This is a genomic window from Salinibacterium sp. PAMC 21357 (assembly GCF_000247645.1).
GTDB lineage: Bacteria > Actinomycetota > Actinomycetes > Actinomycetales > Microbacteriaceae > Rhodoglobus.
On sequence record NZ_AHWA01000005.1, the window covers coordinates 228,787 to 243,685 of the forward strand.

12 protein-coding genes and 1 pseudogene are annotated in these 14,899 nt (G+C 59.4%); 12 read left to right on the plus strand and 1 reads right to left on the minus strand.

Annotated features, from left to right (window positions below; all coding sequences use genetic code 11):
• Nucleotides 1–22 precede the first annotated feature (22 nt).
• From ON14_RS11365 to pheT, 5 genes are all read left to right on the plus strand, one after another.
• Nucleotides 23–898, plus strand: a complete 876-nt coding sequence (locus tag ON14_RS11365; RefSeq protein ID WP_010205220.1) for a glutamate ABC transporter substrate-binding protein — start codon at nt 23–25, stop codon at nt 896–898.
• A 77-nt stretch (nt 899–975) separates the two neighbouring features.
• Nucleotides 976–1,644, plus strand: coding sequence for an amino acid ABC transporter permease (locus tag ON14_RS11370; RefSeq protein WP_010205221.1), 669 nt, complete (start codon nt 976–978; stop codon nt 1,642–1,644).
• Nucleotides 1,641–2,570: an amino acid ABC transporter permease gene (locus ON14_RS11375; protein ID WP_010205222.1), complete on the plus strand. Its 930-nt coding sequence runs from the start codon at nt 1,641–1,643 to the stop codon at nt 2,568–2,570. Before ON14_RS11370 ends, ON14_RS11375 begins: the two co-directional genes overlap by 4 nt.
• A gap of 51 nt (nt 2,571–2,621) precedes the next feature.
• Complete coding sequence (pheS, locus tag ON14_RS11380) at nt 2,622–3,662, plus strand: phenylalanine--tRNA ligase subunit alpha (RefSeq protein ID WP_010205223.1); 1,041 nt, start codon at nt 2,622–2,624, stop codon at nt 3,660–3,662.
• Nucleotides 3,662–6,154, plus strand: a complete 2,493-nt coding sequence (gene pheT, locus ON14_RS11385) for a phenylalanine--tRNA ligase subunit beta (RefSeq protein WP_010205224.1) — start codon at nt 3,662–3,664, stop codon at nt 6,152–6,154. Before pheS ends, pheT begins: the two co-directional genes overlap by 1 nt.
• A gap of 5 nt (nt 6,155–6,159) precedes the next feature.
• Here pheT and ON14_RS11390 read toward each other — a convergent pair whose 3' ends face one another.
• Nucleotides 6,160–6,708 carry a DUF937 domain-containing protein gene (locus ON14_RS11390; protein ID WP_010205225.1) on the minus strand — a complete coding sequence of 183 codons (549 nt, stop codon included), beginning with the start codon at nt 6,706–6,708 and terminating at the stop codon, nt 6,160–6,162.
• Nucleotides 6,709–6,979: 271 nt separating this feature from the next.
• On the opposite strand from ON14_RS11390, the gene argC reads away from it, so the two are divergent.
• The 7 genes and pseudogenes from argC (at nt 6,980) to argH (ending at nt 14,899) form a co-directional block, all read left to right on the plus strand.
• Nucleotides 6,980–8,026 carry an N-acetyl-gamma-glutamyl-phosphate reductase gene (argC, locus tag ON14_RS11395; protein ID WP_010205226.1) on the plus strand — a complete coding sequence of 349 codons (1,047 nt, stop codon included), beginning with the start codon at nt 6,980–6,982 and terminating at the stop codon, nt 8,024–8,026.
• The gene (gene argJ / locus ON14_RS11400) at nt 8,023–9,174 is read left to right on the plus strand and encodes a bifunctional glutamate N-acetyltransferase/amino-acid acetyltransferase ArgJ (protein WP_010205227.1); all 1,152 of its coding nucleotides are present in this window, start codon (nt 8,023–8,025) and stop codon (nt 9,172–9,174) included. Before argC ends, argJ begins: the two co-directional genes overlap by 4 nt.
• A pseudogene (gene argB / locus ON14_RS11405) lies at nt 9,174–10,087 on the plus strand (acetylglutamate kinase). The gene argJ and the pseudogene argB overlap by 1 nt, the downstream one beginning before the upstream one ends.
• The gene (locus ON14_RS11410; protein ID WP_010205230.1) at nt 10,084–11,271 is read left to right on the plus strand and encodes an acetylornithine transaminase; all 1,188 of its coding nucleotides are present in this window, start codon (nt 10,084–10,086) and stop codon (nt 11,269–11,271) included. The pseudogene argB and the gene ON14_RS11410 overlap by 4 nt, the downstream one beginning before the upstream one ends.
• Nucleotides 11,268–12,194, plus strand: coding sequence for an ornithine carbamoyltransferase (gene argF / locus ON14_RS11415; protein WP_010205231.1), 927 nt, complete (start codon nt 11,268–11,270; stop codon nt 12,192–12,194). The genes ON14_RS11410 and argF overlap by 4 nt, the downstream gene beginning before the upstream one ends.
• Nucleotides 12,195–12,260: 66 nt before the next feature.
• Nucleotides 12,261–13,460, plus strand: a complete 1,200-nt coding sequence (locus ON14_RS11420) for an argininosuccinate synthase (RefSeq protein WP_010205232.1) — start codon at nt 12,261–12,263, stop codon at nt 13,458–13,460.
• Between the two features lie 2 nt (nt 13,461–13,462).
• Nucleotides 13,463–14,899, plus strand: coding sequence for an argininosuccinate lyase (argH, locus tag ON14_RS11425; RefSeq protein WP_010205233.1), 1,437 nt, complete (start codon nt 13,463–13,465; stop codon nt 14,897–14,899).

The following is a 14,899-nucleotide window of genomic DNA, read 5'->3' on the forward strand; positions in this document are numbered from 1 at the left end:
ACCACAGCATAAGGAGAAAAATATGAGGCTCAAAAAAGGCCTATCGATCTCTGCTATTGCGCTTGCCGGCCTCCTGGGCTTGAGCGCGTGTGCAGCAGACACCGGTACCGGTACCACTGACCCCGAGATCGTTGTTCCTGAGTTCGAAGCAGGAACCACCATGGCTGACCTTGCCGACGCTGGCAAGATCACCATCGGTACTAAGTTCGACCAGCCGCTGTTCGGCCTCAAGGGTCCGTCGGGCGAACCTGTCGGTTTCGACGTCGAAATTGGCAAGATCATTGCTGCATCGCTCGGTATTAGCGAAGACAACATCGAATGGGTTGAAACGGTTTCTGCAAACCGCGAGACGTTCATTGAGAACGGCACCGTCGACATCGTCATCGCTACCTACACGATCAACGACAAGCGCAAGGAAGTTATCTCCTTCGCTGGCCCGTACTACAACGCTGGCCAGGACATCCTCGTTCTCGAAGGTAACCCCGAGGGCATCTCAGGCCCCGAGGACCTCGCAGGCAAGGACGTCTGCAGTGTTGCTGGCTCGACCTCAGAGAAAAACATTGCTGAGTACGGCGTCAACCTCATCACCACTGACACGTACTCGAACTGCCTTGAGCCGCTTCGTAGCGGCACAGTTGTTGCTGTCACGACTGACAACGTGATCTTGGCTGGACTTGCCGACCAGAACGCCGGCGAGTTCGAAGTTCTCAGCAACCCGTTCACCGAAGAGCCTTACGGCATCGGTCTCGGTCACGATGACGACGCCTTCCGCGACTACATCAACGACGTGCTTGAGGGCTCGTACGACGATGGCACGTGGGACAGCGCTTGGGAAGAAACTGCAGGCAAGGTCCTGAAGCTTCCGACCCCTCCCGCTGTAGACCGTTACAGCAACTAGTGTCACCGGTGCCCACCTGCGGCTAACGCAGGTGGGCACCTTTCACGTCACGATCACTTAATTATCAGGAGGCCCGGATGGACGTCATCTCCAATGCGATCGACGCCCTTGTCGACATTACGCCGCTCTATATGGAAGGCTTTCTGCTGACGCTGGCTCTTCTGGGCATCTCCGGTCTGGGGGCTTTTGTTCTCGGGATCGTTATCGCAACGATGCGAATTTCGCCGGTACCCGCGTTGCGGTTGTTCGCAACCATATATACGGAGATACTGCGCAATATCCCGTTGCTCCTCGTCCTATTCTTCTGCGCCTACGTCCTTCCAATTTTGGGAGTGAGCTCAGACTTCTTCCTCCTCGCAGTGCTCGGACTGACTCTCTACACGTCACCATTTGTTGCCGAGGCCGTGCGATCTGGTTTCAACGGCGTGCCAGTCGGACAGGCTGAAGCCGCCCGAAGCATCGGCATGGGCTTCACCCAAACTGTAGGGCTGATCATCCTGCCGCAGGCTGGGCGAATGGTCGTTCCTCCATTGATCAACGTCTTTATTGCTCTCACGAAGAACACGTCAGTTGCCGGAATCTTCTTCGTCAACGAACTCTTCAAAGCGACCTACGCAGCCGCGCGAGATAACGGTGACGTCGTCGTGCTCACCCTGGTTTACGCTGTGGCGCTCTATCTCGCCATTACTGTCCCGCTCGGCCTCATAGCCGGAGCGATCGAGAAGAAGGTTATGGTGCTGCGATGAGCATGACTGTTCTCTACGATGCCCCCGGTCCTAAGACCCGGCGCAATTCGACAATCGCTTCAGTGATTAGCGCTGTCGCTATTTTGGCGGGTTTGGCGTGGGTATTTTTCACTCTCGCGGCTCCTCGAGTTAGCGCAAACGGTGCCGAGCAGCCTGGCATGTTCGACGAGTCACGACTCGACATTCTGAGTGATCCCGAAGTCTGGGGTGCATTTGGTGGAGGTGTCGTAGACACACTCCGTATGGCAGGGGCTGCCGCTATTCTCGCAATCGTCGTCGGAATCTTGTTTTCGTTTGGCCGCACAGCGGCATCCAAATGGATACGAGTACCCACCTCGATTCTTCTCGAGCTGTTTCGAGGAATGCCGCTTCTTCTTCTGATTCTGTTCGTCTTCCTCCTTTTCTCGACGGGGAGCTACTGGGCTGGAGTCCTCGGACTGGGGATTTATAACGGTGCGATCATTGGTGAAGCATTGCGCGCCGGCATCGTCTCATTGCCCAAGGGGCAACGAGAAGGCGGACTCTCGGTTGGGCTAACCTCGCTTCAGACTCGCTTCCTCATTGAGTTCCCGCAGGCGTTCCGCCAAATGCTGCCGATTATTCTTGCGCAGCTTGTTGTGCTCCTCAAAGACACGTCGCTGGCCTACGTCGTGGGGTATCCAGAGCTAGCGCGCACGATCAAGAACCTTCAGAATTTCTACGGTAGCCGCTACCTCTTCACTCTGTTTGCGGTCGGTTTTGTCATCTACTTGGTGATGAACCTGACGCTGTCGTACATCGCTCGCTATGCCGCAAAGCGCAGCGGACCGAAGCTGGGAAAGATCACGCCTGAGGCCCCCAAAATTCCCGGCGCTGAAGGTACTCGTGCGATCACGATGCCTCGTGGTGGCAGTCAGCATGGAGAAGCCGGCAATTCGCACTGGTAGCTCTCCTTCGGACGCGGATGGCAGTGAGGGTTTCCGCTAAACTCGGTTCTTGTGTCTGAACCCACCCCGATCACAGAACCAGCGGTAACCGCAGCGGTTGATGCAGCGTTGGCTGCCATTGAATCCGCGGCGACAATGGCCGACCTTAAAGCGGTACGCACCGCACACCTCGGTGAGTCATCGCCGCTGGCGGCGTTGAACGCCGAAATGAAGAATGTTCCTCCCGCTGACCGAGCCGCCTCAGGCAAGCTCATCGGTGGCGCACGCGGTCGCGTCAACGGCGCCTTTGGTGCGCGCGAGGCTGTTTTGGCGGTTGCCGAAGAACGGGCGAAGCTTGAAGCCGAAGCTGTGGATGTCACCGCAGTTGCCACTCGCTATGTCAAGGGAGCCCGGCATCCGCTCAGCCTGCTCATGGAACACATGAGTGACCTGTTCGTGGGAATGGGGTGGGAAGTCGCTGAGGGGCCCGAACTCGAGAACGAGTGGTTCAACTTTGACGCCCTCAACTTCGATGAGGATCACCCCGCGCGGGCGATGCAAGACACGTTCTTCATCGATCCCGTTGACTCGCACCTTCTGCTGCGCACGCACACGAGCCCTGTGCAAATTCGCTCGCTGCTTGAGCGACCGCTGCCCGTGTACGTCGTTGCCCCCGGTCGTGTATTCCGCACCGACGAACTCGATGCGACTCACACGCCCGTATTTCACCAGTTGGAGGGCATCGCAATCGACAAGGGCCTCACGATGGCTCACCTCCGTGGCACGCTCGAGCACCTCGCTCGCGCGATGTTCGGCGAGGGCGCCCAGATTCGCCTGCGCCCCAACTATTTCCCGTTCACCGAGCCCAGCGCTGAAATGGACGTGTGGCAGCCCAACGCCAAGGGTGGTGCACGCTGGGTTGAGTGGGGCGGCTGCGGAATGGTTAACCCGAACGTGTTGCGTGCCGCCGGGATCGATCCCGACGAATACCAGGGCTTTGCTTTTGGTATGGGAATCGAGCGCACGCTCCAGTTCCGTAATGAGATGAATGACATGCGAGACATGGTTGAGGGCGATATTCGCTTCTCCCAGCAGTTCGGAATGGTGGTCTGATGAAAGTTCCCATGAGTTGGTTGCGGGAATTCGTTGAGCTCCCCGCAGACATCACGCACGAGCAGGTTCATGCTGCCCTCGTCAAAGTCGGCTTTGAAGAAGAAGACGTTCACGGTTTCGAATTGTCTGGGCCGATCGTTGTTGGCCAAGTTCTTGAATTCGTTGGCGAACCCCAGTCCAACGGCAAGACCATTAATTGGTGTCAAGTGGATGTCGGCGAAGCTGAACCGCGCGGTATCGTGTGTGGCGCCCACAACTTTGTTGTCGGCGACAAAGTCGTGGTTACTCTTCCCGGTTCAGTACTTCCCGGACCGTTTCCGATTGCGGCACGCAAGACCTATGGTCACGTCTCCGACGGAATGATCGCGTCGACTCGCGAACTTGGTCTCGGAGATGAGCACGACGGCATCCTCGTGCTCTCGACGTTGGGAATCGACGCCGAACCCGGTACGAGCGCTATCGAATTGCTCGGACTCGACGACTTCGCTGTCGAAGTCAACGTCACGCCGGACCGCGGCTATGCCATGTCGATCCGCGGCATTGCACGCGAGTTCGCTCTCTCGACGGGGGCGACCTTCTCCGACCCGGCAGACGCTCCGACGGTCACCGAAGCCAGCGGCTATTCCGTGGTCATCGACGACGAGACGCCAATTCGTGGTCGTGCTGGGGTGCGGGCCTTCACCACCCGTGTTGTGCGCAATGTTGACGTAACCAAGCCGACGCCATCGTGGATGATTTCGCGTTTGACGCTCGCAGGCATGCGCTCGATCTCGTTGACGGTCGACATTACGAACTACGTGATGCTCGAACTCGGGCAGCCGATTCACGCCTACGATCTCGACCGTGTAGCGGGCGGGCTGACTGTGCGTCGCGCGCGTGCGGGGGAGACGCTCACCACCCTCGACGACAAGACGCGCACTCTTGATTCCAAAGATCTGCTTATTACCGACGACTCTGGCCCGATTGGCTTGGCCGGAGTGATGGGTGGTGCGAGTACCGAGATTACGGATGCTTCCACAAACGTTCTCATCGAGGCGGCCAATTTTGAGCCAGTTTCGATCGCTCGAAGTGCCCGTCGTCATAAGCTCGGAAGCGAGGCCTCTCGTCGGTTCGAGCGCGGTGTCGACCCGCTTGTGGCCCCTGCTGCTGCGGCGCGCGTCGTCGGGTTGTTGGTGGAGTTGGGTGGCGGAACAGTTGACGCTCTCGGTAGCGATGTGCCGGCAGCACACAACCCGCTGGCTATCGAACTACCGGAGGCCTATATTGAGGGCCTCATCGGCGTGCGCTATTCGTCGGACGAGATAACGGATTCGCTGACCGCAATCGGCACGACAGTCACGGTTACCGAAACTGGCTGGAGCGTTATCCCACCAAGCTGGCGCCCTGATCTCGACGACAAAACTACGCTCGCCGAAGAAGTAGCCCGCATTGTGGGCTACGACCGCATCCCTTCGGTGCTCCCAGTGGCTCCTCCCGGGCGCGGGTTAACGCGTGCGCAGCGACTGCGGCGCACGGTGTCAAACAGCTTGGCCTCGTCCGGTCTCACCGAGGTCCTGGCGTACCCCTTTATTTCGCAAGCGTCGAACGATCTTTTTGGTTCTCCGACTGCAGGGGGAGTTGCCGCGATTACGCTCGCTAACGCTTTAGATCCGGATGCGGCATCCCTGCGACGTTCGCTGCTGCCGGGCCTCACTGCCATCGCTCATCGTAATGTTTCGCGCGGCCTGACAGATCTCGCACTCTTCGAGGTCGGAACGGTGTTTTTGCCTGAGGCAGGTCGGGCGTACGGTAGCGGCGATCTGCCCGTTGGCGACGAATTGCCCACTGAAGCCGCGCTCTCTGAGTTGCATTCGAGTGTTCCGGCACAGCCGTGGCACGTCGCAGCGTTGTTTGTTGGCGATGCGATCACGCGCCAACCTGGGCAGCAAGCCGTTTCGCGCGGCCTAACGGATGCACTGGCAACGGTGCAACATCTGGCCGCGACAATGCTCATTGAGATCGATGTTGTGACGGGTAGCCATCAGGCGCTGCACCCGGGCCGCACTGCAGAGCTGCGCGTCGGAGATCAGGTTGTTGGTTACGCTGGCGAGTTGTTGCCGGCGTTGGCCCTTGAGCTTGATCTTCCTCGTGTTGTCGCGGTACTGGAACTCGACCTGAGCGCTCTCATCGACGGCGCAACGACCGATGTTGTGGCTATGCCGATCGTCTCATTCCCCGCGGCGACGCAAGATGTGTCACTAGTCGTCTCTGAATCGGCCCAGGCTGGTGAGCTACTTGCGATCATTCGCGAGGGTGCTGGCCCCCTTCTCGAGAGCGTGCGGTTAGTGGACGACTACCGTGGCGCAGGAATCGCGGAAGCACATAAGTCGCTGACCTTTGCGCTCCGCTTCCGTGCAGCGGATCGAACACTCACTCAGGCTGAAGCAACAGACGCAAAAAACGCGGCAGTGGGCCTTGCCCGCGAACGCGTCGGCGCTGAGCTTCGCGAGTAGCGCGCTTAGCGCTTTCCACCGCCCAGAAGTCCACCGATGAGACCGCCAATGAGGTCTTGACCGCCAGCGTTCCCGAGCAGGCCCCCGAGTAGACCGCCGATCCCGCCGGCAGTCGATGACGGTGATTCTGCAGCTGTCGAGGATGCCGTTTTCTGGCCAAGGAATCGTGAGCCGACCCAAGAAATGACGATGGGGGCGAGGAGCGGCAGCAGCTTGTTAATGAGCTCGCTCGTGACGTTGTCGTCGCTGTTGTTTTTGGCAACTGCGGAAGCAACGTCGTTCTGCTTTCCACCGAACACGTTGGTGACGATCTTTGCGCCGTCGGTGGTGTCAATTTCGTTGACGGTTGTGCTGGCAGCTTTTTTGCCGTGCGTGGTCAAGGCTTTTTCTAGCGATTGCGCACCGGCGTCGTCCTGTGCGTTGGCGGCCATTCCGCCGATGAGCGTCGGAACAACTTGCTTCACTGCACTTTCAGCAAGTTGCTCATCGATACCAAGTTTCTTGGCGATGTCAGCAATGGGAATGAGTTTTAGTAGGCCATCGAGGTCAGACATCTGTGCTCCTTCGGGGGAAAATATGCGAGCGAGGACCCGCTGCACTCAGAATATCGATTAGCCTGCGCCGGTGTCTGGGCACTATCCTAGAAATGTGACCGACTTCCGCACTTGCAGCCAGCGATTCTCGCTGAGCTTTGTGGTGCCGTCTTCGCCGGTTCTCCGCGGGGCTGACGAGCGACGATAGGCGGAGTATTGCCACGACCCACGAGGTTGTGTGATTCGCCGCCGCAAGTGTTCTCGTTTCCGAACCCACCTCGAAGGTAATTCCATGTCAATTTCGGTCGCCGTGGCCGGTGCCAGCGGTTATGCCGGTGGCGAGCTTCTTCGCCTCCTGTCCACCCATCCTGAGTTCGATGTCAGAACCGTGACCGCGTTTAGTAACGCGGGTCAGCGTCTCATCGACGTGCAGCCGCATTTGCGGTCACTCGCACACCTTGTGCTTCAACCGACTGAGCCGTCGGTGCTCGCCGGGCACGATGTTGTCTTTTTTGCGCTTCCGCACGGCAAGTCAGGAGCGTTGACGGCTGAACTCAGTCCAGACACTCTGGTTGTCGATTGTGGCGCAGACCACCGCCTCACTAGTGAGAAAGACTGGGCGGCGTTCTACGGTGGCGAGTTCTTCGGTGCCTGGGACTACGGGATGCCCGAACTCCTGCACGCCGCAGGGGGCACCCAACGTCAAGCCCTTGTCGGTTCGAAGCGTATTGCGGTCCCTGGCTGCAACGTGACGGCAATTTCTTTGGCGCTGGCTCCCGGCATCCGCTCTTCTCTGATCGAGGCAGAAGACATCGTCTCGGTGCTTGCCGTTGGCCCGTCGGGCGCCGGCAAGAGTTTGAAAGTGAACTTGCTGGCGAGCGAGATGATCGGTTCGGCTTCGGCCTATGCCGTTGGCGGTACTCACCGTCATACTCCCGAGATCGTTCAAAACCTGAAGGTGGCGGGGGCCTCATCGGTCTCGGTCTCGTTCACGCCAATGCTGGTTCCGATGTCGCGCGGAATTTTGGCGACGTCTACGGCCAAGTTGGTCGACGGCGTCACTGCCGCTCAAGTGCGCGAAGCGTGGGAGACGGCGTATGCCGACGAACCGTTCGTTCATGTGCTGCCGGAGGGCGCGTTCCCTCGCACCGCAGACACTCTGGGCGCGAACACAGCACTAATCGGGCTCGCTATCGACGAAGTTACGCGTCGCGTCGTCGTCGTCAGCGCGATCGACAATCTTGTTAAAGGCACCGCAGGCGCCGCTATTCAATCGACAAATATTGCGTTGGGGCTCGACGAAACCCTCGGCCTCGCGCTGGACGGAGTTGCACCATGAGTGTCACATCAGCCGCAGGATTCGAAGCAGCCGGAGTTGAAGCTGGGCTCAAGGCCAGTGGCGGCCTCGACGTTGCCTTGGTGGTTAACCGAGGGCCGCGTTTCGACGCCGCCGCCGTATTCACGAGCAATCGCGCTCAAGCGCATCCAATCATCTGGTCGAAGCAAGTCATCGACGATGGTGTAGTTTCGGCCATTGCTCTCAACTCGGGTGGAGCGAACTGTTTCACCGGGCCGCAGGGTTTCCAGGTGACACACGCGACTGCTGAGCATGTTGCCGAGATGCTCGGTACCTCTGCTGGCGACATCCTCGTCTGTTCGACCGGCCTTATTGGCGAGCCCCTGCCGCAAGACAAGGTGCTTGCCGGAATGACGGCAGCCGCAGCGGAGCTCAGCGCTGATGGTGGTGACAATGCCTCCCGAGCCATCATGACGACCGACAGTAAGCCCAAAACTTCTGTCGTTACCGGCACTGGCTACACGGTTGGCGGTATGGCTAAGGGAGCCGGGATGCTCGCGCCGGGGCTTGCGACAATGCTGGTGGTTATCACTACTGACGCCGCTATCGCCGCTGCCGACCTCGACCATGCACTGCGCGAAGCTACCCGGGTGAGTTTTGACCGTCTCGATTCTGACGGCTGCATGTCGACGAACGACCAGGTCAGCGTGATGGCGTCGGGCGCCTCGGGTGTTACGCCGGGAGCGGCAGAGTTTTCCGCTCTTCTCACCCAGATTTGCAGCGATCTTGCCGAACAGCTGCAGGCGGATGCTGAGGGTGCGAGTCACGAGATCCGTATTGAGGTCGTCGGTGCGCTGAACGAAGACGAAGCTGTGGTTGTTGGTCGCTCGGTTGCGCGCAATAACCTGTTCAAGGCAGCGATCTTTGGCAACGACCCTAACTGGGGCCGAGTGCTGGCGGCGATCGGAACCACGGATGCCGCTTTCGATCCCTATGCGGTCGATGTCTCGATGAACGGTGTGCGGGTGTGCCACGCCGGTGCCCCCGATCGCTCGCGCGACGAGGTCGATCTCACGGGACGCACGGTTCACGTGCTGATTGATCTTGCTACCGGCGATGCCGAAGCAACCATTTTGACCAACGACCTCACTCACGATTACGTGCATGAGAACAGCGCGTACTCCAGCTGATGCCGGCTTTCACACACGGCGCTGACCACGAGCAGGCTATGACAAAGGCGGGAGTGCTTATTGAGGCGCTCCCGTGGTTGAAGCGTTTTCGCAACCGCATCATTGTGGTTAAGTTTGGCGGCAACGCCATGATCAATGACGAACTGAAGCGTGCGTTCGTGCAGGACATGGTTTATCTGCGTCTTGCGGGCGTTCGTCCCGTAATCGTTCACGGTGGCGGCCCCCAGATCACGAAGGAACTGAAGATTCGCGGTATCGAGTCGGAGTTCCGTGCTGGTTACCGCGTGACGACGGAAGAGTCGATTGACGTCGTACGCGATGTGCTGACCGATCAGGTCGGTGCTGAGCTGGTTGACCTCATTAACGAGCACGGCGACCTCGCCAATGGAATTGCCGGTCATGAGCATTCGCTGTTCATCGGTGAGCGCATGATCAAGCACATTGAGGGCGAGCGCATCGACCTCGGTCTCGTCGGCAATGTGACTGAAGTGGATCCACAGCGGGTGATCCACGTGTTGGCTGCCGACCGCATCCCGGTGGTGTCGACTCTTGCCCAAGACGGGGGCGATATCGAAGACGATGGTTCAGGCTTGCTCAACGTCAACGCAGATTCTGCTGCTGCGGCACTGGCTATTGCCCTTGATGCGGCGAAGCTCGTCATTCTTACGGACGTGTCCGGTCTTTACAGTGACTGGCCAACCGCGAGTCTCTCGTCTCGATCATCAATACCGATGAGTTGCGCGAACTCCTCCCCAGTCTTGAGTCGGGAATGATCCCCAAGATGACCGCGTGTCTTGCTGCGGTGGATGCCGGTGTTCCGAAGGCCGCCATCATCGATGGTCGTGCCCCGCACTCGATTCTGCTCGAAGTGTTCACGCAAGATGGAATTGGCACCGAGGTGGTACCCGCATGACATGGCAAGACGACTATTCGCACCGCATGATGAACACTTTCGGAACTCCGAAGGTTGAGCTCGTGCGCGGAGAGGGCTGCGCAGTCTTCGATTCAGACGGCAAGCGCTACCTGGATTTCCTTGCTGGGATCGCGGTCAATTCGTTGGGGCACAATCACCCGGCGATTGTGAGTGCAATCACTAGCCAGGCGAACCTGCTTCATATCTCCAACTTCTTTGCCTCTGAACCGCAGCTTGCGCTTGCGGAACGACTTTTGCGCATTACCGGCGCTGGTGACGAAGGACGAGTCTTTTTCGCCAACTCCGGCACCGAAGCGAATGAGGCCGCGATCAAGCTCGCTCGTCTCACGGGCCGCCCACGCATCCTGTCGCTCATGGATTCGTTCCATGGTCGCTCATTGGGGGCGCTGTCGATTACGGGCAAGGCGGCACTTCGCGAGCCATTCGAGCCATTGCTGCCCAACGTTGAGCACATCGATTCGACGATCGACGCGCTTCAGGCTGCGATCGGGGCGGATGTCGCAGCACTCATCGTGGAGCCCATCAAGGGCGAAGCGGGTGTCCGTGAGCTCCCGGCTGGCTATCTCGAGGCTGCTCGTGAACTGACGACTCGGCACGGCGTGCTGCTCATCATCGATGAGATTCAGACTGGTGCCGGACGAACCGGTAGCTGGTTTGGCTTCCAAGAGAGTGGCATCGTTCCTGACGCCATCACCTTGGCGAAGGGGATGGGCGGGGGAGTGCCGATTGGTGCTCTCGTGACTTTTGGGGCGGCATCCGCTCTGCTGCAGCCGGGTCAACACGGAACCACTTTTGGGGGAAACCCGCTGGTCTGTGCTGTGTCGAATGCTGTGCTCGCTCAGATCGAGGCCGACGATTTGGTGGCTAACGCTGCTGCGCGTGGTGCTGAATTGCGCACCGCTTTGGCGCGTATCGATTCGCCGCTGATTGTTGAGCTTCGCGGCCGCGGACTCTTGATCGGAATCGGTCTCGCGGAGCCGGTCGCGCAGCAGATTGTCGCGGTTGCGCTCGAGCACGGGCTCATCATCAATGCGCCTGATAAATCCACGGTTCGACTTGCACCGCCGCTGATCATTGGTGACGACGAAATCGCCGAATTCATCGAGACGTTCAGCACCGTGTTGAACGTAGTAACTAACGAAGCACTTACGGAGGCATCATGACCAGGCATTTTCTTCGCGATGATGATCTCACCCCTGCCGAGCAGTCCGAGATCCTTGATCTGGCGGAAAAGGTTAAGGCAGACCGTTGGGGTCGCAAGCCTCTCGAGGGTCCGCAGACTGTTGCCGTGATCTTTGACAAGTCATCGACTCGCACTCGCGTTTCGTTTGCTGTTGGTATCGCAGACCTCGGCGGTTCGCCGCTCATTATCTCGACGGCCAATAGCCAGCTCGGCGGCAAAGAAACTGCCTCAGACACAGCTCGCGTTCTTGAACGTCAAGTTGCCGCCATTGTCTGGCGCACCTACGGGCAGCAGGGTCTTATTGAGATGGCCCACGGAACCCAGGTTCCCGTGATCAATGCGCTCAGCGATGAATTCCACCCGTGTCAGTTGCTCGCCGACCTCCTCACGATTCGTGAACACAAGGGCGAGCTCAAGGGCTTGACCGTTGCGTTCCTCGGTGACGGTGCCGACAATATGGTGCACTCTTACTTGCTCGCTGGCGCGACCGCGGGAATGCATGTGCGAATCGCGTGCCCCGAGGATTACCTGCCGCTGGCGGATGTTGTTGCTGACGCAGAAAAGATCGCGGCATCCACGGGTGGTTCGATTTCAGTTCTCACGGATGCGGCTGAAGCCGTGACCGGTGCGGATGTTGTGGTGACCGATACGTGGGTGTCGATGGGCAAAGAAGACGAGAAGGCTGCCCGCGTTGCCGCCCTCGGCGCCTACAAGGTAGACACGGCGTTGATGGCGCTCGCTAAGCCAGACGCAATCTTCTTGCACTGCTTGCCTGCTGACCGCGGGTATGAAGTTGAGGCCGATGTGATCGATGGCCCACAGAGTGTCATTTGGGATGAGGCGGAGAACCGCCTGCACGCCCAGAAGGCCCTCATGATTTGGCTGCTCGAACAAGCTGCCTAGTTTTCGGCGGTGTAGGCCGCCGTTGTAGTTCCCTAAACTGATTCACGACGTCAAGGAGAAAAACACATGTCAGAACGCGTAGTTCTCGCCTACTCGGGCGGACTCGACACTTCAGTAGGTATTGGCTGGCTCAAGGACGCCACGGGCAAAGAGGTCGTCGCACTTGCGATTGACGTCGGCCAGGGCGGCGAAAACATGGATGACATCCGCCAGCGTGCCCTTGACTGTGGTGCTGTTGAGTCGATCGTTATCGATGCGAAGGACGAATTCGCTGATGACTTCCTGATGCCCGCACTGAAGGCAAACGCCCTCTACCAGAAGCGTTACCCGCTGGTTTCGGCTCTCAGCCGGCCGGTGATCTCGCGTCACCTCGCGCTCACTGCCAAGGCACTAGGCGCTGACAGCGTCGCGCACGGTTGCACGGGTAAGGGCAACGACCAGGTTCGTTTCGAGGCTGCTGTTGCCGCTCTCGCGCCCGACCTCACGAGCATCGCTCCCGTGCGGGACCTCGCGCTCACCCGCGACAAGGCGATCATCTACGCCGAAAAGCACAACCTTCCGATTCGCCAGTCCGCCGCGAGCCCCTACTCGATCGACAAGAACGTCTGGGGTCGCGCAGTCGAGACCGGATTCCTAGAGGACCCGTGGAACGCTCCGATTGAAGAGCTGTACGAGTACACCGCTGATCCTGCCGCTGGTTTGCCCGCCGACGAAGTGACGATCACTTTTGAAGCCGGAATTCCGGTCGCCATCGACGGCGTCGCGATGTCGGCTCTCGCCATCGTTGAGCACATGAATGCGCTCGCCGGCAAGCACGGCATCGGCCGTATCGATGTTGTCGAAGACCGTCTCATCGGTATCAAGAGCCGTGAGGTTTACGAAGCTCCCGGCGCGATGGCTCTTATCGCCGCCCATGAAGAGCTTGAGTCGCTCACGATCGAACGTGACCTCTCCCGCTACAAGCGCGGTGTTGAAGCCGAATGGTCGAACCTCGTGTACGACGGACTCTGGTATTCAGGTCTCAAGCGTTCACTCGACGCGTTCATCGACGACACCCAGCGCTACGTCAGCGGAGAGATCCGCATGACACTCCACGCTGGCCGTGCCGTACCGACTGGCCGCAAGTCAGAGCAGAGCCTCTACGACTTCAGCCTTGCCACCTACGACACCGGTGACACGTTCGACCAGTCGCTCGCTAAGGGCTTCATCGAACTCTGGTCACTGCCGAGCAAGATCTCGGCTCGTCGCGACGCAAAGCAGGGCTAATCATGGCGCACTCTGCCGAAACTGGTGAGGGACAACTCTGGGGAGCCCGCTTCGCAAGTGGCCCTTCACCCGAGCTTGCCCGATTGAGCAAATCAACTCACTTTGACTGGCAGCTTGCGCAGTACGACCTCGCCGGTTCGCGAGCGCACGCTAAGGCGCTCGCGGCCGCGGGGTACCTCGATGACGGAGAACTCGAAACGATGACGGATGCCCTGACATCGTTGAGTGCAGCCGTTGCCGATGGCAGTTTTACCGCCCTTGAGTCAGAGGAAGACGTTCACGCCGCTCTCGAGCGTGGGCTCATCGAGCGGGCGGGTGCTGAGGTCGGAGGCAAACTCCGTGCTGGCCGCAGCCGCAACGATCAAATCGCCACTCTCGTGCGGATGTACCTGCTCGACCATGCTGGCGCGATTTCCGCCATGGTTGTCGACTTGATTGACGCCATTGTGGCGCAGGCCGAGAAGCACGATGCGGCCATCATGCCGGGTCGTACCCACCTCCAACATGCGCAGCCAGTGCTACTCGCGCATCATTTGCTCGCGCATGCGTGGCCTCTGGTGAGAACGCTCGAGCGCTTGCGTGACTGGAAAGTTCGCGCATCCACCTCGCCGTATGGTTCTGGCGCGCTTGCGGGCAGCACGTTGGGGCTCGACCCCGCGCTGGTTGCTCGTGAGTTGGGGCTTGCTCGCCCCACCGAAAACTCGATCGATGCCACCGCGAGCCGGGATGTCGTGGCAGAGTTCGCGTTCATTACTGCGCAGCTCGGCATCGACATTTCGCGACTCAGCGAAGAGATCATTCTTTGGAACACGCGCGAGTTCGATTTCGTGCAGCTCGATGACGCGTATTCCACGGGGTCGTCGATCATGCCCCAAAAAAAGAACCCCGACATTGCTGAGCTTGCTCGGGGCAAGTCTGGTCGCCTGATCGGTAACCTCACGGGTTTGATGGCGACGCTCAAGGCGCTGCCGCTCGCGTACAACCGCGACTTGCAGGAAGACAAAGAGCCCGTGTTTGACTCGGTCGAAACTCTCGAAGTGCTGTTGCCGGCGTTCACCGGCATGGTGGCAACGTTGCGTTTCAACACTGAGCGCATGGCTGAGCTTGCACCTCAAGGCTTCTCGTTGGCGACCGATGTTGCTGATTGGCTCGTACGTCAGCACGTTCCCTTCCGTGAGGCTCACGAAATCAGCGGTTCCCTCGTGCGCTTCTGTGAAGACAACTCGCTTGAGCTTCATGAGCCGTCGGATGACGACTATGCCGCGATTTCGCCGCGCCTCACGGGCGATGTTCGTGCGGTGCTCACGGTGGAAGGCTCGGTATCGAGCCGTGCCGGTGTCGGAGGAACTGCTCCGGTACGCGTTGCCGAGCAGCGTGCGGAGCTCACCGGGCGTGTTCGCGTGCTCGCGGCGGCTCTCGATCCGCAGGTTCTCAGCTAG